Source organism: Paenibacillus massiliensis 2301065 = DSM 16942, from assembly GCF_000377505.1.
Classification (GTDB): Bacteria; Bacillota; Bacilli; order Paenibacillales; family Paenibacillaceae; genus Paenibacillus; species Paenibacillus massiliensis.
Genome location: NZ_KB898193.1, coordinates 1 through 18,936, shown reverse-complemented (window position 1 = coordinate 18,936; position 18,936 = coordinate 1). Strand labels below are relative to the sequence as shown.

14 protein-coding genes and 1 pseudogene are annotated in these 18,936 nt (G+C 48.6%); 14 read left to right on the top strand and 1 reads right to left on the bottom strand.

The genetic code is table 11. The annotated features are described in order from the left end of the window. The first annotated feature begins 4 nt into the window (after nt 1-4). From D328_RS0118045 to D328_RS0118005, 8 genes are all read left to right on the top strand, one after another. Entirely contained in the window at nt 5-721 is a 717-nt protein-coding gene (locus D328_RS0118045) for a YwiC-like family protein (protein WP_018886438.1), read from the top strand. 601 nt (nt 722-1,322) lie between these two features. Further along, entirely contained in the window at nt 1,323-4,997 is a 3,675-nt protein-coding gene (locus D328_RS0118035; RefSeq protein WP_018886436.1) for a nitrate reductase subunit alpha, read from the top strand. Continuing rightward, a complete protein-coding gene (gene narH / locus D328_RS0118030; protein WP_018886435.1) occupies nt 4,987-6,588 on the top strand; it encodes a nitrate reductase subunit beta in 1,602 nt (533 codons plus the stop codon). Before D328_RS0118035 ends, narH begins: the two co-directional genes overlap by 11 nt. Further along, nucleotides 6,581-7,147, top strand: coding sequence for a nitrate reductase molybdenum cofactor assembly chaperone (narJ, locus tag D328_RS0118025; protein WP_018886434.1), 567 nt, complete (start codon nt 6,581-6,583; stop codon nt 7,145-7,147). The genes narH and narJ overlap by 8 nt, the downstream gene beginning before the upstream one ends. Continuing rightward, nucleotides 7,144-7,830: a respiratory nitrate reductase subunit gamma gene (gene narI, locus D328_RS0118020; protein ID WP_018886433.1), complete on the top strand. Its 687-nt coding sequence runs from the start codon at nt 7,144-7,146 to the stop codon at nt 7,828-7,830. The genes narJ and narI overlap by 4 nt, the downstream gene beginning before the upstream one ends. Nucleotides 7,831-7,875: 45 nt before the next feature. Continuing rightward, nucleotides 7,876-8,334 carry a GAF domain-containing protein gene (locus D328_RS0118015; RefSeq protein WP_018886432.1) on the top strand — a complete coding sequence of 153 codons (459 nt, stop codon included), beginning with the start codon at nt 7,876-7,878 and terminating at the stop codon, nt 8,332-8,334. Beyond that, nucleotides 8,331-9,407, top strand: coding sequence for a sensor histidine kinase (locus D328_RS0118010; RefSeq protein ID WP_018886431.1), 1,077 nt, complete (start codon nt 8,331-8,333; stop codon nt 9,405-9,407). The genes D328_RS0118015 and D328_RS0118010 overlap by 4 nt, the downstream gene beginning before the upstream one ends. Continuing rightward, nucleotides 9,407-10,057: a response regulator gene (locus D328_RS0118005; protein WP_033413230.1), complete on the top strand. Its 651-nt coding sequence runs from the start codon at nt 9,407-9,409 to the stop codon at nt 10,055-10,057. The genes D328_RS0118010 and D328_RS0118005 overlap by 1 nt, the downstream gene beginning before the upstream one ends. Before the next feature lie 657 nt (nt 10,058-10,714). Here D328_RS0118005 and D328_RS0118000 read toward each other — a convergent pair. Continuing rightward, the gene (locus tag D328_RS0118000; RefSeq protein WP_018886429.1) at nt 10,715-11,233 is read right to left on the bottom strand and encodes a hypothetical protein; all 519 of its coding nucleotides are present in this window, start codon (nt 11,231-11,233) and stop codon (nt 10,715-10,717) included. A 167-nt stretch (nt 11,234-11,400) separates the two neighbouring features. On the opposite strand from D328_RS0118000, the pseudogene D328_RS31590 reads away from it, so the two are divergent. The 6 genes and pseudogenes from D328_RS31590 to D328_RS30745 form a co-directional block, all read left to right on the top strand. Beyond that, nucleotides 11,401-11,658 (top strand): annotated as a pseudogene (locus D328_RS31590) (IS5/IS1182 family transposase); the annotation flags it as partial. A 687-nt stretch (nt 11,659-12,345) separates the two neighbouring features. Next, nucleotides 12,346-13,851 (top strand): nitrate/nitrite transporter, encoded by a 1,506-nt coding sequence (locus D328_RS0117995; protein ID WP_018886428.1) that lies wholly within the window; start codon nt 12,346-12,348, stop codon nt 13,849-13,851. A gap of 18 nt (nt 13,852-13,869) precedes the next feature. After that, on the top strand, nt 13,870-14,883 hold the full coding sequence (gene moaA, locus D328_RS0117990) for a GTP 3',8-cyclase MoaA (protein ID WP_018886427.1): 1,014 nt from the start codon (nt 13,870-13,872) through the stop codon (nt 14,881-14,883). A gap of 438 nt (nt 14,884-15,321) precedes the next feature. After that, nucleotides 15,322-16,338, top strand: a complete 1,017-nt coding sequence (locus D328_RS0117985; protein WP_018886426.1) for a 2-oxoacid:acceptor oxidoreductase family protein — start codon at nt 15,322-15,324, stop codon at nt 16,336-16,338. Further along, a complete protein-coding gene (locus D328_RS0117980; RefSeq protein WP_018886425.1) occupies nt 16,335-18,626 on the top strand; it encodes a thiamine pyrophosphate-dependent enzyme in 2,292 nt (763 codons plus the stop codon). The genes D328_RS0117985 and D328_RS0117980 overlap by 4 nt, the downstream gene beginning before the upstream one ends. Nucleotides 18,627-18,819: 193 nt before the next feature. After that, nucleotides 18,820-18,936, top strand: a 117-nt coding sequence (locus D328_RS30745; RefSeq protein WP_205622135.1) for a transposase, incomplete at its 3' end; no start/stop codon positions are given.

The window sequence follows — 18,936 nt, the reverse complement described above, 5'->3', positions numbered from 1 at the left end:
ACCGATGAATCGTTATCTTCCCAAGCAGCACGGAGCGTGGGCGATGCTATTTCTGCCTTTTCTGCTGGGGCTGTACGTCTCCGATGTGAGACTTGTACATATTCCCTTGCTGATATGCTGGGTTATCGTCTATCTGTGCAGCTATCCAGTACTGCAATGGGTGAAGACGGGCAAGCGCCAACGCTATGCAGGCCCTGTCTTAGTCTACAGCTTGGCCATACTACCGCTAGCCGCCATATTGCTATGGCATGAATGGAGATTGATCGGCTACGGCGCGTTGCTAATGCTGTTTTTTATACCCAATATTTATTTTGCCAAGACGAAGAATGAGCGAGCGCTGCTGAACGATATCATTGCCATTCTGATGTTCTGCTCCTTCATTTATCCAGTTGCTTATCTGGGCGGAATCATGGAGTGGCATACGGCGAATGAATTATTCCTTCTCTCTGCAGGTTATTTCGTAGGTACCGCGATCTATGTTAAGACAATGATCCGTGAGAAAAATAACACTAGCTACTATAAAGTATCACTGCTGTATCATGCCTTGTTCATACTAGGTGTGGCCTGGATTACGCCATTGCTGGCCATTCCAGCGCTACTGCTGCTCATTAGGGCTGCTGTGTTCCCTAAACGTGGCCTGTCCGTCAAGATGACGGGAGTTACAGAACTGTGCTTCACTCTGATGATGCTTGCCGCCGTAGTGTTGTTCTACCCGGTGTGACGACAGTTTGGATTATCCTATACAGTGAAAATAATAAGACTTCGCACCTGCAGCATAAGGAGCGGAGTCTTTTTGTAATTCATAATATTATTTACTTTTCTTGTCAGGACGCCGAACAACAATAAATAGGAGTGATGCGAAGAATAGAAGCTCCGAGATTTGTAGCAGCCAATTCATTCCTTCGCCATGTTGCCTGAGGCCAAATACAATATGAATCAAAGATATTATGCCAGTAATCCCCATGATAATAAATGCGATTATGTACAACAGAATCCTCCTTTATATCTGCCGTGGCAGCCACCCTACCTTCAACTCCAAAATTAATCCATAAGATGTTCTCTCCATCATAGCATTGATACTGCCATATGGGTGAATCGGTGTCATTTGTCGAGCATATTCAACAGATTTTGATCACAATGGGGGAATTCCCTGCTGGCAATAGGATATTCCCTAATGGGAACAGAGGCTACGCTCACGCATAATGAAGGTATTCACCTGCTGCAAGATATGGCTTGCAGTTGAAAGTGCGTTGTTTTGCTTCTATTTATTGCTTCTATCTTATATTACTTCATCATTTTTGCCCAAAGGAGCGTCCTTCCCGATGAAAAGAAAAGGAAAACTGAACTTCTTCAGACCGATCGAAGGTTATTCCGACAACTGGTCCATTCTTGAAGAGAAAGACAGAGCGTGGGAGAACGTCTATCGTCAGCGCTGGTCTCATGATAAGGTCGTCCGCACCACACATGGAGTCAACTGTACCGGCTCCTGTAGCTGGAAGGTATTCGTCAAGAACGGAATCATTACTTGGGAGAATCAACAGATTGATTATCCCTCCTGTGGACCGGATATGCCAGAATTTGAGCCTCGTGGATGCCCACGCGGAGCCTCATTCTCCTGGTATGAATATAGTCCGCTACGGGTGAAATTCCCTTATATGCGTGGGAAGTTGTGGCGTCTATGGCAAAATGCGCTCTCCAAGCATAGTAATCCTGTAGAGGCATGGGCGAGCATTGTAGAGAATCCTGAGCAAGCTCAAATATATAAAAAGGCGAGAGGTAAAGGCGGGCACATTCGGGTCCAATGGGACGACGCCCTGCAGCTTATTGCGGCACAATTAATTTATACCATTCGAACCTATGGACCTGACCGTATTGCAGGCTTCACACCTATTCCAGCCATGTCCATGATCAGCTATGCTTCCGGTGCACGTTTTATCTCGCTTCTGGGTGGAGAAATGCTTAGCTTCTATGACTGGTATGCGGATCTACCACCTGCCTCTCCGCAAATCTGGGGCGAGCAGACGGATGTACCGGAGTCCTCGGACTGGTACAATGCCGGTTACCTGATTATGTGGGGCTCCAACGTACCTCTGACTCGTACGCCAGATGCCCACTTCATGACTGAGGTACGGTACAAGGGGACGAAGGTCGTATCCATCGCGCCTGACCAAGCTGAGAACGTGAAGTTCGCAGATAACTGGCTGGCACCGCATCCAGGTACGGACGCAGCCGTGGCCCAAGCGATGACACATGTTATTTTGAATGAATTTTACAAGGAACGCCAGGAACCCTTCTTCCTTGATTACGCCAAACAATTCACAGATATGCCGTTCCTGATCTTGCTAGATACCCACGAGGATGCATGGAAAGGTGGCCGCTTCTTACGGGCAAGTGATCTGGGAGAAACGTCTCCTCATGCGGATTGGAAGCCAGTCATTTATGACGAGCATATCGGAGAAGTCATGGTCCCTAATGGAACTATGGGACAGCGCTGGGAACCAGGGAAGGCGTGGAATCTCATTCTGGAGCGTGAGGATGGCACTCCTGTGAAGCCAGCACTGACAGTAGCCGGACACGGTGAGACCTGGGAGGATATCGTATTCCCGTATTTTGATAATCAGGGTAATGGCACGTTCAGAAGAGTCATTCCTGCACGCCGTATCCAACTAGCGGATGGAAGCGAGCGTTATGTAGCTACAGTCTATGACCTGATGATGAGCCAATATGGTGTAGAACGTATTCCTCATGAGACGAATGCGAAGGGCTATGATGATGCTACGAGTCATTACACACCGGCTTGGCAAGAAAAAATCACCAGTGTGAAGGCATCTGTAGTTGTTCAGATTGCTCGTGAATTCGCTCAAAATTCTCTGGATACCTCAGGTCGTTCCATGATCATCATGGGAGCTGGTATTAATCACTGGTTCAACAGCGATACCATTTATCGTTCCGTACTGAACCTGGTGGTACTGACTGCCTCGCAGGGTGTGAACGGCGGCGGCTGGGCGCATTATGTCGGTCAGGAGAAATTACGTCCGATTGAAGGATGGTCTACGATTGCCTTTGCGAGAGATTGGCAGGCTCCGCCACGCTTGCAGAACGCAACCTCCTTCTACTATTTTGCTACAGAGCAATGGCGATATGAGGAAAGTGGAACGGATTCATTGAAATCGCCTACTGGAGGCGAGCTCACATATAATCACCCTGCTGATTACAACGTGCTTGCGGCGCGACTTGGCTGGTTGCCTTCCTACCCTCAATTCAATAAGAACAGTCTGCTGTTCGCTGAGGAAGCTGCGAAGCAAGGTGCCAAAACCGATCAGGACATTGTGGATTATGCAGCAGAGGAAGTGCGCTCACGTCGAACTCGCTTTGCAGTGGAAGACCCTGGTGCGCCAGAGAACTTCCCGCGCTCACTCTTCGTGTGGCGTTCTAATCTGATCTCCAGCTCCGCCAAGGGACAGGAATACTTCCTGAAGCATCTGCTTGGCGCATCTGATGCTCTGCTGGCACGCCCGAATGAAGAAGAGAAGCCAGAAGAGATTGTGTGGCGTGAGGATGTGGAAGGAAAGCTCGATCTAATGGTAGCCCTTGACTTCCGGATGACAGCAACTCCATTGTACGCCGACATCGTCCTGCCAGCAGCTACATGGTATGAGAAGACGGATCTGTCCTCGACGGATATGCATCCATTCGTGCATCCATTTAACCCGGCGATTAATCCCCTGTGGGAATCGAAGTCGGACTGGGATATCTATCGTCGTCTGGCTGAGGTATTCTCGGAGATGGCGAAGACCTCTCTGCCAGGTGTGTACAAAGATGTTGTCACAACACCGCTGGGTCATGATTCGATTAGTGAAATTTCGCAGCCAATGGGGCTTGTGAAAGATTGGGCCAAAGGTGAGACTGAAGCGGTAGTAGGACGCACAATGCCGAATTTCAGCATTGTAGAGCGCGACTACACCCGGGTCTATGACAAATTCATATCCCTCGGTCCGAAGCTGACGACGGGCAAGGCTGGGGCACACGGAGTAAGCTTCTCGGTGGCTGATGAGTACGAGGAATTGAAGCAGCTTAACGGAGTATATTCAGATGACTCCATCAAGAACGGACTTCCTCGTATCCGTAACGCTCGTCAAGTAGCTGATGCTATCCTGCATCTGTCTTCAGCAACGAATGGTCGAGTATCGCAGAAGGCTTATATTGAAGCCGAGAAGGAACATGGTGTGCCGCTGCGCGATATTTCGGCTGATCGGGCTGCGGAGAAGATTACGTTCCAAGGAATCACGGCTCAGCCGCGAGAGGTTATACCAACGCCTGTGTTCACAGGCTCCAACAAGTCGGGACGTCGGTATTCGCCATTCACGACCAACATTGAACGGCTCGTTCCTTTCCGAACATTGACGGGAAGACAGCACTTCTATATAGATCATGAGATTTTCTTGCAATATGGTGAGTCGTTGCCGGTGTTCAAGCCAACATTGCCGCCAATGGTATTCGGTACACGAGATCGCGAGGTCAAAGGTGGACAGGATACGCTGGTGCTTCGTTATCTGACACCACACGGGAAATGGAATATTCACTCCACCTATCAGGATAACCAGCATATGCTTACGCTGTTCCGTGGAGGTCCAACCGTCTGGATCAGCGATGAGGATGCCGCAGAGCATCAGATTGCAGACAATGATTGGCTCGAAGTATATAACCGTAACGGGGTAGTAACGGCTCGTGCGGTAGTCAGTCCACGGATGCCGCGCGGTACGATGTTCATGTACCATGCCCAGGATAAGCACATCAATGTGCCGGGCTCCGAGATTACAGAAACACGCGGTGGTAGCCACAATGCACCGACCCGGATTCATCTCAAGCCTACACAAATGGTAGGTGGATACGCACAACTCAGCTATGGATTCAACTATTACGGCCCGATCGGTAACCAACGGGATGTATATGTAGCGGTCCGCAAAATGAAGGAGGTCAACTGGCTTGAAGATTAAAGCACAAATCGGCATGGTCCTGAATCTGGATAAATGCATCGGCTGCCATACGTGCAGTGTTACCTGCAAGACGACCTGGACGAACCGTGAAGGCGCGGAATACATCTGGTTCAACAATGTAGAAACCAAGCCTGGTATCGGCTATCCGAAGCGCTGGGAGGATCAGGAGGTCTATAAAGGGGGCTGGCAGCTGCGCAAAGGCAAGCTGGAGCTCAAGTCGGGCAGTAAGCTGTCTAAGATCGCCCTCGGTAAAATCTTCCACAATCCGGATATGCCTGAGATGAAAGACTACTATGAGCCATGGACATACAATTATGAGCACTTGACCAATGCGAAGGAACAAAAGCATTTTCCTACAGCAAGACCGCATTCTGCCGTATCAGGCGACAAGATGAACCTGGAGTGGGGACCGAACTGGGAGGATGATCTGGCTGGTGCCCATGTGACGGGCCCGCTGGACCCGAACATCCAAAAGATTGAAGAAGAGATTCGAATGAACTTTGAGCAATCTTTCATGATGTATCTGCCTCGACTGTGTGAGCACTGCCTGAATCCGAGTTGTGTAGCCTCCTGCCCTTCAGGAGCGATGTATAAACGGGATGAGGACGGCATTGTTCTGGTGGATCAGGAAGCATGCCGCGGCTGGCGCTATTGCATGACAGGGTGCCCATACAAGAAAGTGTACTTCAACTGGAAGACAAATAAAGCCGAAAAATGTACATTCTGCTTCCCAAGAATTGAAGCTGGACTGCCAACGGTCTGCTCCGAGACATGTACTGGACGGATTCGTTATCTGGGTGTACTGCTCTACGATGCTGACCGTGTACTGGAAGCTGCCTCCATGGAAGACGAGAAAGACCTGTATGAAGCACAATGTGATCTGTTCTTGAACCCGAATGATCCTGAAGTTATCGCTCAGGCTCGTAAAGACGGCATCTCCGAGGACTGGATTGAAGCAGCGCAGAACTCGCCAGTCTATCAGCTAGCGATTGAGCATCGACTGGCCTTCCCGCTTCATCCAGAGTACCGCACCATGCCTATGGTCTGGTATGTACCGCCGCTGAGCCCGATCATGAACTATTTCGAGGGTAAGGATTCGATCGCGAATCCAGACCTCATCTTCCCGGCGATTGACGAGATGCGGACACCGATCCAGTACCTGGCTAACATGCTGACCGCTGGGGATGTCGAGCCGGTGAAGGGGGCATTGCAACGGATGGCGATGATGCGATCTTATATGAGAGCATTGAACACGGGTGCTGATTACGATGTGGAGCGTCTGACTCGTGTCGGCCTGACCGCTGGTCAGACTGAACGGATGTATCGCTTGCTGGCGATTGCCAAGTACGAGGATCGCTTCGTGATTCCTACTTCTCACCGTGAGCAGTATGTGGAGGACCCTTATCGTGATCAGGGGTCTACAGGCTTCAATTCCGTTATGGGGGGCACAGCTTCCAGTAGTACGGACTGTGGCGGATGCACAGGCTGCAGCATCGGTACGGCAGGCCTGTTCCAGACACAGACAGCGCCGAAGGAGCCGGAGAAAGGCGTATTCGACGAGAACTTCTTTGGAGGGATTTGGCGTGATTGATCTTGATTTGTTGTATCAATACAAGCCTGTGCTCGCTTTTTTCTCCAGACAACTGATGTACCCGGAGGCACAAGACTTTCTCGGTGACCTGCCGGAGGAGGCGGTAGCAGCGGATCACCCCGCTGCTGACCACATTAAGGCCTATGCAGCGCGCATACGTCAATTGAGTCTGGATGAAGTAAGGGAGCACTACTCAGAGACCTTTGATTTTGATAAGAAATGCACATTGTACATGACCTATTCTCATTATGAGGACGGCAAAGAGCGCGGGCAGATGCTGGCTAAGCTCAAGATGCTATACGAAATGTTCGGACTAGAAATGCCTGATGAAGAGCTGCCGGATTTCCTGCCGCTCATGTGTGAATTCTTTTATGCGGCCGATTGGCGAGGAGATGCGAATGCAGCGGACAATTTCCGTATGCCGCTAGCCATTATAGAGGATGGGACGTATACCATGCATCAGGAGCTGGTGAAACAAGATAGCCCATATGCTTCCTTGATCAAGGGGCTGCGTGAGACGCTCAAGGCGTGTACTCGACAGGAGGCTTCTGCACAATGACCATGTTGAATCAGTTACTATGGGTAATTTTCCCCTATCTCTGTCTGGCCGTGTTTGTAATTGGTCACATCTATCGTTATCGGCAGGATCAGTTCAATTGGACGGCTAAATCCAGCGAATTTATTGAGAAAAAGCATCTAAGAGCGGGCAGCATGCTGTTCCACATCGGAATCATTCCAGTATTTTTTGGTCACGTATCCGGTCTTGGTATTCCAAAATCTTGGATGCACGCACTGGGTGTCAATGACCATATGTATCATATCGGAGCCGTATATATTGGGGGATTGTTCGGTGCGATCACGCTGCTGGGAATGCTGCTGCTAACTGCTCGACGCTTCACTGTACGTAATGTTCGGCGCCTGAGCTCAGCTTCTGATATGGCTGTAAATGTTATGCTACTGACGATTGTATGTATGGGAATGTTCGCTACGCTTGTTACGAACGCAGTACAGCCTGAATTTGACTATCGGGAGACGATCTCGATCTGGTTCCGTGGGCTATTCTACTTGCAGCCAGATGCATCCTTGATGACGGATGTACCTTTATCCTTTAAGTTGCACGTGCTCATGGGCTTCGGTATTCTGGCATTCTGGCCGTTTACACGCCTTGTGCATGTATGGAGCGTACCGTTGAATTATGTAGGCAGAAGTTATATCCTGTATAGGAGACATAAATCAAGCTAGGGAGAAGGCACAGCCTTCTTTTCCCGTTTTCACAGGAGATGAGCGATGAATAACAAGTCCGCATTCCAGTTGGAGCTTGATGAGGCGCGAGCCCAGTGTGGCTATGATTTCATGGGGCTTGCGATGGTTCAGCCAGCGGAATATCATTATGTAATCCGGTGGGTCTATGTATCCGGTAACCGGAATGAACGGTATCGCAGAATTGTCTTGCGGTCGGGTAAAGGCATCGCCGGAATCGTCTTCAAGACGGGGAAGCCTCTTCTAATTCCGTCGATGGAGCAATATGCCGAAGCAGACAGTCTGTTCAATTATCCTATTGTACAATCCGAACAGCTAAGGAGTGTAGTGGCTGTTCCTTTATGGAGAGAAGGACGCGTTGAAGGTGTGCTCTTGGGAGCATTCAGAGACGACAGATGCGTGACAGAAATAATGCTACAGCAGTTGACAAGACAGGCTCAGCACGGATTTCAGAACATCCATGGCATAGAGGAGGTATCCCCGTGACGACACCGACCCAATTAGCAGACCTCACCCCAATCATTACCAAGCTGTTCGAAAATACAACCGAAGCCATTCTGCTCTTCGATCGTAGTGGCAGAACACTCGCCATGAATCCGGCTGCTGAAGCGATTGTGGGCGACGATGTCCAGGAGCGTCTGTATGAGGGTCAGCATCGTGCGCTATGTTCTACATGTCGGGGGTACATGAGCGATACGGAATTCCGGACCTGTCTGGATTGTTATTTTCAAGTGCCAGAGTCTGAGGAGCTACCATCATTCCAGGTCTATCTGGAGACCCGCGGTAGAGGAGTCGTCCCCTACGCTGCATCTTTTCATACCATAGATTCTGAAGCAGGTATTCGGGTGTTCATGCTTCGTGACCTAGCGACCCAGTACCAGACGCAAGAGAAGCTGTATCAGAACAAGATGATGAAGCATGTCATTGAAGCACAGGAGAACGAGCGCAGGCGCATATCTAGGGAGCTACACGACAGCGTGGCTCAGGAGCTGATGAGCGCTGTAGTTGATCTGCGAGTGCTGAAATATATGACGGAGGATGACCAGCTGCTCAAGAAGGTGAAGCAGACGGAAGCCTCGATGACTCGATTGCTGGATGATATCCGGAACCTGTCGGTGGAATTGCGTCCTCCTGCGCTGGATGATCTGGGGCTGGAGGCAGCCTTTCGCTCGCATATCAAGCGTCTGGAGCAGAGCTACGGACTATTGGTGCAATTTACATCGGATATCTCCCAGAAGCGGTATCGCAGTGAGGTCGAGACGGTCATATATCGAGTAGGCCAGGAGGCTTTGCTCAATGCCTTGAAGTATGCTCAAGTGGATAACGTTGAAGTTACGCTTACGGATTCTGGAGAGCTGCTTCAGCTTATTGTGGAGGACCGCGGAGTTGGGTTCAATCCAACTGCTGATCCACTCGGCACAGGAATGGGACTGTATGGTATGCAGGAGCGTGCCGAACTGGCTGGTGGGAGCTTTAGCCTACAGTCGAGAGAAGGATTGGGCACAAGGGTACTGTTAAGTATTCCCACCCGAGAGCGACATGAGGAGAGTGAAGCATGATTCGTATTGTCATTGCCGATGATCACGCTATTGTGCGTAGTGGCTTCTCCATGATACTGAACTTCCAGGAGGACATGGAGGTCATCGGAACGGCGGCAGATGGCCTGGAGGCTTATCAGATCACCGCCAAGTTCAAGCCGGACATTCTGATTATGGACCTCAGCATGCCTCCAGGGGAGAGCGGACTCATTGCTACGGGGAAGATCAAGGAGGATTTTCCTGAGACGAAGATCCTTATTCTGACCATGCATGATGATGAGGATTATCTTTTCCATGTATTAAAGAACGGTGCGTCAGGCTACGTCCTGAAGAATGCCCCGGATGAAGAGCTGCTGCTGGCAATCCGTACGATTCACAAAGGTGGTACCTACATTCATCCGAAAATGGCTACTTCCCTTGTAAGGGAGTTCTTCAATAAGGATAAGTCACCTGCTGGACCAGAGGACCCGTTCGATCTGCTCTCAAATCGCGAGCTCGAGCTATTGCCCTTGATTGCCAAGGGCTATGGCAATAAGGAGATTGCCGAGAAGGTATTTATCTCCGTCAAGACAGTGGAAGCGCACAAGGCACGAATCATGGAGAAGTTGAATGTGAAGAGTCGGCCTGAGCTACTGGAGTATGTTCTGAAGAAGAAGCTGCTGGAATTCTGAGCTTTTACATGATAGAAGCAGAAATACAATCAGATTAGATATAGAATTACCCCACGCGCAATTCTGATGGCATATAAGCCGATAGTATTTTTGAATATAGAGTCACACCTTGGCATTACTGGATATAGCAGCGTTTGTACCACGATGGACAATCGCTGTTTTTTCCATTTTTATGATAACAAGAATTCCGCGTTTAAGAATCCTCTTCACCTCAAATTATTTCTTGTATAGCGACTCATGCTCTGGAGTTTTATGTCCTGACTCCAGTTCGGATTAATTTACGATCAAAGGCTTTTTCATCCTCGGCGCTTCTTACGATATGTCGTAATTTTGAATATAGGGCCATCTAGGTTCCGTAATCGTGTCGCCCTTGTAGAGAAGATGCTTGTGTAGTTCCACTATATTTGAACGGTGTGAAATATAGTTCATATTTTTCATTGTAGTATTCAAGGAGCAAAAGCGATCTTAAATACCGCCCATGGATATTTTTTTGTTGAGTGAACATTCATCTTAAGGATGTTCTGGAACGAAACTGTTTTTTTATGCATTAGAATTCTATACAACGCTATTGAGAATATATATGTGGTTTGTGAGAAAATTTATAAAAAACAAAACGCACTAGGCATCACCCTAGCGCGCTTTTGTAAGATTACCAGATTAAAGATCTGTCTTTTGTGTTGCAGTGATAGCCCAAGCTTGGCCACTCAAGTAATACCCTGATGTCGGAACGAACTGCACGGTGTAGTTACCACCTGGAACTCCTTTGTTGGCGTAGTCACTCACGTTAGTGCTGAGCCAGTCTACTGAACTATTAGCTGGAACAGTAACCTCTTTACCGATAATACCTTTAACATAATGTTGTACAGTAAATCTCAAGGGCTTGTTACCTGTGTTTTTAACAGATACTTTCACATACCCGTACCCAGGCTCTACGTTAAAGTTTAGTTTCTTAGAAGACCCGCTAAGTACGGTATCGAATGTATCATCATGTCTTACTTGGAGGGAATAGCCTCCGCCTTCTTCAGGCGTTTCTGTTGCTGGTGTCCCAATAGCTGGTGTGGAAATCTTATCATTTAGAGAAGTTGTTTGACCATTGTTAAATGCGGATGCACTCAACGGTAGAGCTAAAACTAGAGTCAAAGATGCTAATCCAATAACTTTTTTCTTGATAGTCAAAGTCCATCATCCTTTTCTATAAATATAGTTAATATCTATAACATTTACTATTATACCATAAATAACCATGAGTAAATGCTTGATTTCTGTTAAAATGTTTCAAATATGTTAACTAATTTAATTTTACATAATTCCAAAAATAGTTACCGATTGGGAAGGCCATTGACGATGGTAAACAATTGCAGACGCTTATCGAAAAAGTAAAACAATGGAAATGATGATTAAAATCTCATTAGTGATAAGGCCTACTCCGAAAAAGACAACATCTCGTAAAAAGAAAAATAAGATGAAACTGATTGCAAAGCCCAATCCACTCATTACGCAGGGAGCGCGTAAAAAAGGTCGAATTTTTGTTCAGCAAAGATATTGGTATGTACGTATGTTTGACGGGTCACCTTGCGATTCGCAAAGTTCAGCAATGCAAGTAAGGCGTTGGCGCAAACCGAACAGACACGGGTAGGATGTGGCTACATCCTCGTTTCTACTTGATATGGAAGCGCAGGCGCAGTGGCTATATTTGCCTTGGGTTCAAGCGAATACTGAAGTTAGCGGATTCAAATTATTCGCTTAGATATGTGAAAATGATCCGAAAAAGAAGATTTCCGCTCTCTCATATGGAGAGTAGATGTCTTCTTTTTGTTTACTCAGGTTATTGAGACTGAGAAGTAGTAGTTCTTTGTCCTTCCGATTGGACGAGCTGTTTTTGACTAATAAAATATGTTTGTGAATTATCAATTTAGAAAGGGATTTTGGTATAATTCTCACTCACATAAGATGAATTAGAATCAATCAGTGTTCCTTCGTTTCTTGATCCTGAATATTCCTTATACTAGTTCAAAATATTTCCAAAATATATAGGGTAACTATTATTTTTAAGATTTTTCATGACAAACCTATGAAAATACAATGTATACAAACGTGCCAGCGCCTTAAATGAGACTTGAAGAGCTGCAGCGCTGACCCGTAGTTCCATATAGATAGAGGCTTCTTTTTTCGGGTATTCCCTTGGGATAGAGAGGGGACTCCCCTATATATGGGGGAAGGGCGCAGAGCATACAATAGGGGCAGCAGTACCACAAATCCAAACTTAAACATAAGAAAAGGTGAATGAATTGATCAGAAAAATTCAACTGCCCCTACAAACGATGAATCTGGTTACAGGCTTTATGGTATGGGTGATTATCTCCTCATTGATGCCTTATATTGCAGAGGACATTACCATTCCTGCCGGACAGCTGTCCATGATTACGGCTATTCCTGTCATTCTTGGGTCGGTGCTTCGCATTCCGCTTGGCTATTATGCCAATCTCATCGGAGCTCGGCTAGTCTTTCTAATCAGCTTTATTTTGCTGTTATTCCCTGTCTACTATCTAAGTGAGGCTACCACAGTAACGGATCTAATCATTGGTGGTCTGTTCCTTGGTATAGGCGGAGCCGTCTTCTCAGTCGGTGTCACCTCATTGCCCAAGTACTATCCGCGTGAGAAGCTGGGTCTGGTGAACGGTATCTACGGTGTGGGTAACATGGGTACAGCCATCAGTACCTTCGCTGCGCCCCTCATTGCTTCCCAGGTCGGCTGGTCACTCACAGTCAAGCTCTACCTTGGGTTATTGCTCGTGTTCATTTTGCTGAATTTCTTCTTTGGTGATCGTCAAGAGAAGAAGATCAAGACACCGATTATGGAACAGATTCGTGGCGTATACAAAAATGAGAAGCTGTGGATGTTCTCGCTCTTTTACTTTATTACATTTGGTTCTTTTGTTGCTTTTACGGTCTATCTTCCAAGCTTTCTGGTGAATAATTTTGAACTTGGAAAGGTAGATGCCGGTATGCGCACCGCAGGCTTCATTGCGGTAGCGACCGTGTTCCGTCCTATTGGCGGCTGGCTGGCTGACCGATATCGTCCGTTGTTCCTGTTAATGGGCACCTTTGCTATCTATACTATTGCCGCGCTTGTGCTGGCATTCTCACCCTCACTGCTGCTATATTCGGTGGGCTGCATCATAATCGCTGTCTGTGCAGGCACAGGCAATGGTGTCATCTTCAAGCTAGTACCTATGGTCTTCGATAAGCAGGCAGGCATCGTGAACGGGATCGTGTCCATGATGGGTGGTCTAGGCGGCTTCTTCCCACCGATTATGCTTGCTGCGATTCACGGGATCACAGGACAATATTCTATTGGCTTTATGCTGCTCTCCCAGGTAGCGCTAGTCAGTCTGCTGCTGGTCTTGTGGTTGCATTATCAGGATCGACTGCACGTGGCATCCGAGGTGTTCAATTCGACGGGGCAAGGGATGCTGGTCACAGATGCAGATGGCAAGATCGTTGCCGTTAACCCTGCATTTGTGCAGCTGACGGGCTATAGCGAGTCTGAGGTGCTGGGCTCCAAGCCTAGTATTCTGAAGTCTGGCAGGCAGAATGCCGAATTCTATGGCAGCATGTGGAACGAAATCCGTAGTCACGGTACCTGGCACGGGGAGATTTGGAATCGTCGTAAAAATGGTGAGGAATACCTCCAGTGGCTGACGATCAGCTCTGTCAAGGACGAAGCTGGGCAGGATGTACGTTACGTTGGTACATTCAGTGATATTACATTAAAGGCGGCAACCAGCCGCTGACATCAAGGGGGAGCGGACATGGACAGGCATCGGCTTCGGGACGGTCTGCAGCGTCCTTTACATGATTTGCGTATTTCGGTGACGGACCGCTGCAATTTTCGTTGCACGTATTGTATGCCTATAGAGAAATATGGTCTTAAGCACAGCTTTCTCCCGCCAGAGCAGCAGCTGAGCAACGATGAGCTGGTACGGTTAGCCAGGCTGTTCGTAGCGCTGGGCGTGAGCAAGATTCGACTTACAGGCGGAGAGCCACTGCTGCGAGGGGGACTTCCCGAGCTTGTGGCAGATCTGTTGTCTATTTCAGGAGTCGAGGATATGGGCTTGACGACTAATGGTGTTCTGCTGGGCAGACTGGCAGAGCCACTCTATGATGCAGGCCTGCGGCGCCTGAACGTTAGTCTCGATGCGCTGGACCCTGTCTTGTTCGGTCGGATTAACGGACGTGGAATCGAACCTGCTGTTATTCTGCGAAATATCGAAATTGCAAGAGCTATCGGCTTTGAGATTAAGGTGAACATGGTCGTGCAAAAGGGTGTAAATGACGCTCAGATACTACCAATGGCCGCCTATTTCAAAGCCTTGGGAGTCCCCTTGCGGCTGATAGAGTTCATGGATGTCGGCAATGATAACGGCTGGAGTATGGACAGTGTGGTTACCAAGCAGCAAATGCTGGACCAGCTCAGCGCTGTCTATGACCTCGTTCCGGTTGAGCCAGCGTATTTTGGAGAGGTAGCCAATCGCTACAGGTATGCTGATGGTGAAGGAGAGATCGGCTTTATCCCGTCAGTGTCAGCTTCCTTCTGCTCCTCTTGTACCCGGGCACGTTTGTCGTCTGATGGACAGCTCTATACCTGTCTGTTCGCTTCGGCTGGCTTTGATGTGAAGACTATGCTGCGGAATGGAGCTACAGACGAGCAATTAAGCGATACCATAGCTGCTGTCTGGCAGCAACGAACAGATCGTTATTCCGATCTACGCTCAGAGATTACGTCTGCTCGTAGCAAGATCGGGATGTCCTATATTGGGGGCTGATGCCAGCCTTCTAATATCGGTCTTCTAGAAGTATTAAGTACGTACGGTGTTAGACCAGTGCGAGCTTTTGTATTGCAGCGGCCCTAGCTTGACGACGTATATGCCTTAGTATTTGCTCATATATTTGTCATACAAATGATATTGAGATGATATAGATGAGTAACGAGGACAAGCCCTAATCCATATTTTGCATAAACAGACAGTGAGGAATTCCTTGCTTGATCTATCAACCGGGTAGTAACGTAAGCGAGAATTGCAATGTTTCAGGCACTTACAGTGTCACTCATACCATGGTCGGAGCTCCAATTCCTTAGGCGAGGATTGGGGCTCTTATATGCATTTCAGTTATGTGACCGCAATCACATTATTCTATTGTGGGTGTGATACACTTTGACACAAGAGATGGATGGAACTAGAACAGAACAGGAGGAACGCGTAGTGACAATGTTACCGCAGACGAACGAGCTTGGATTTTATGAAATCCGACTGGAATCCATCGGGGGATTGGGGGCAAATCTGGCTGGTAAAATGCTAGCGGAAGCCGGGGTGAACGGAGCAGGTCTGAACGGCTCTAACTTTTCCAGCTATGGCTCCGAGAAGAAAGGTTCTCCAGTCAAAAGCTTTGTACGCTTTTGCGCACCTGAGGTAGAGATCAGAGATCATAGCCCTATTGAACGGCCTAATGTCGTAGGTATCTTTCACGAAGCATTGTACAAGACAGTCGATGTGACGAATGGACTGCGTCCAGGTGGTGTCGTATTGGTCAATTCTGCACGTGACTCAGCAGAGGTGGCTCGTGATCTGAAGATGGCACATGGTACGCTGGCTATAGTAGATGCACTCAGCATTGCGATGCAGGAGCGGACCAAGGTCAATACAGCGATGCTGGGTGCACTGTTCCGGATCTGCAGCTTCCTGAATCCGGATGACATGCGAGCGGTTATCACGCGTACGTTCGAGAAGAAGCTGCCACATCTGGTCGAGCCCAACTTGCGTACTTTCGATCGAGGCTATGAGGAGGTCAGCTTCGTGACGATCGGGTCAGCAGAGCATGAGACGGCAGAGTATACTCGCCCTGAGCCATTGTTGGGCTATAAGACGCAAGAGCCTGGCGGTATTTTGAATGTTATAGCGAATAGCATAACGAAGGATCTTAGCGGGTCAAGACAAGGCGTGCTGCCAGAATTCCATAAGGATCTGTGCATCAACTGCGCAGCTTGTGACACGGCATGTCCTGACTTTTGCTTCGTATGGGATCGTCAGTCTGACAAGCGGGGGAATCTGCAAATGTTCCTGCAGGGCATTGACTATCAATACTGTAAAGGCTGCCTGAAATGCGTAGAGGTATGCCCAAGTGCAGCACTCACAGAGCGTTTGGACGATGCCGGCTTTGCTGATCAACACCGAGTGCCACAGCGTACTGCATTTCGTATGAAGGAGGAGACCGTGCAATGATTACCCATACCGAGACAGCTGAGCGGACAGAAATGCCTGTCCAGACTACTGTATTTGAATCCGGCAATGAGATGGCTGCGATGGCTGCAGCTCAGATTAACTATCATATTATGGGATACTTCCCTATTACTCCATCGACTGAGATTGCCCAATATCTCGATGTGATGAGGACCCGCGGTGAGCATGATATCAAGCTGATCCCGGCCGATGGAGAGCATGGCTCCGCTGGTATCTGCTATGGAGCAGCGGCAGCTGGAGCACGCGTCTTCAATGCGACGAGCGCGAACGGATTCCTCTATATGATCGAGCAGCTTCCTGTGCAGGCGGGAACACGCTTCCCAATGGTCATGAATCTGGTCACACGTGCTGTAAGCGGACCGCTGGATATTCGCGGGGATCACTCGGACCTGTATTACGGACTGAATACCGGATGGGTCATCCTGACGGCTCGTTCTCCACAGGCGGTATACGATATGAATATCATAGCGCTGCGTGTCGCAGAGCATAGTGATGTTCGATTGCCAGTCATCGTGGCGTATGACGGGTTCTTCACTTCACATCAGAAGCGCAGAGTTCAAATATTCGAAGAACGCGATGTGGTGAGAGCATTCGTCGGTGAAGCTCCTGAGGCACCCCATGTACTGGATGCAGAGCATCCTATTGTAGTGGGTGCTTACATGAATGGTGATGATCTAATGAATAACCATTACCAGCAATCTGTTGCGATGGAGCATGCCGGGCGTGTATTCGAAGAGGTAGCACAAGAGTATGCTGCATTGTCAGGCAGAACGTATGAGACGCTTGATTTGTACAAGATGGAGGATGCAGAGGTAGCCTTGTTCCTGCTTAATTCTGCTGCCGAATCTGCCAAGGATGTGGCAGATCAGTTGCGCAGTCGCGGCATCAAGGCTGGGGTCATTAGTCCGAATGTTATTCGGCCATTCCCGGCAGAGGCTATACGGAAGGCACTATCGGGTGTCAAGGCGCTACTGGTAGGCGAGCGGGCGGACTCCTACGGGGCTAAAGGCGGTAACCTGACGCATGAGGTCAAATCAGCCTTACAGGACCTGCGTGACGAGCAGCCGATTGTGCTGTCCCGTATCTTCGGCCTTGGAGGCAAGGACTTCTATGCAGAGGATGCAGAGGCATTCTATGAGCTTGCAATAGAGGCAGCAGCACAAGGATATGCAGACAAGCCTTTTGATTATTACGGGCATACGCCAGGTTTGGAAAAGGATCGGCTGCAATCGTCCGTAGAGCTGCCGGGAGCAGATGCTTACAACTCAGGATTGATCACAGTCAAGGTTGATGAAGAGACCTCCAAGCTGTCAGTACGCGTCCCACCCCTTCGGTCTCTCACTGGCAAGCCTAAGCGAATTGCCGCCGGTCATGGAGCGTGTCCGGGCTGTGGTATTTTCCCTGGTCTAGAGCTGTTCTTCAAGGGTATTGAAGGCAATATCGTTACACTATTCCAGACAGGTTGTGCTTATATTACAACAACAGGCTACCCTTATAACTCTCACAAGCAGAGCTTCATTCACAATCTGTTCCAGAACGGTGCGGCTACCTTGTCTGGTACGCTGGAGGCTTTTTGGGAGAAAAAACGGCGGGGTGAGATTGACGTTCCTGATGACTTCACGTTCGTGATGGTGACAGGAGACGGCGGTATGGACATTGGTATGGGGTCAGCGATCGGGACCGCATTGCGTAACCACCGTATGATCATTCTGGAGTATGATAACGAAGGCTACATGAATACGGGGGCCCAGCTGTCCTATTCCACTCCATTAGGTCATATGACGAGCACGTCCGGTGTGGGTAAAGCTCAGCAGGGCAAGCCCTACCATCATAAGGATACAGCACAGATCATGGCGGCTACCCATATTCCGTATGTGTTCACAGGTACCGAGGCCTTTGGACAGGATCTGGTCAAGAAAGCAGCGAAGGCCCAATGGTATGCAACGCATGAAGGTATGGCCTACGGCAAGCTGCTCATCGCCTGCCCACTGAATTGGAAGTCCAATGATCGTGATGGAGAAAGTATTGTTGGAGCGGCAGTAAATTCCTGCTTCTTCCCATTGTACGAGGTAGAACGCGGGCAGACGACGATTACGTACAACCCGGAAGCTCGTAACAAAAAGGTGCCTCTCACAGAATGGCTCAAGTATATGGGCAAAACCAAGCACCTTCTCAAGGAAGAAAACAAGGGAATTCTGGATGAATTCGAACGAGAAGTCGAGCGCAGATGGGATATTCTGAAGGCTAAGCACGAGCATCCGCTGCTATAATCGAATATGTACAGCAGGCCCATTCCTGGGATACCAGGTGTGGGCTTTTTTTATGGCTTTAGCCAGTTGAGTGCGTGAAGCGCGCGAAACAAAAAACCACCCGCTATGCGGGTGGAGGGATTGAGGGTTTGACCACCATGACCATTCCAATAAAATTGAGATGTTCAGGCTCAAAAGAGAGGAATGGTCATCAATGGCAACCAAGAGCTACAGCCTAGCTCACACAAAATGGATGTGCAAATACCATATTGTGTTCACCCCGAAGTATAGACGGAAAGAAATCTATAATCAAGTGAGAAGAGATTTAATT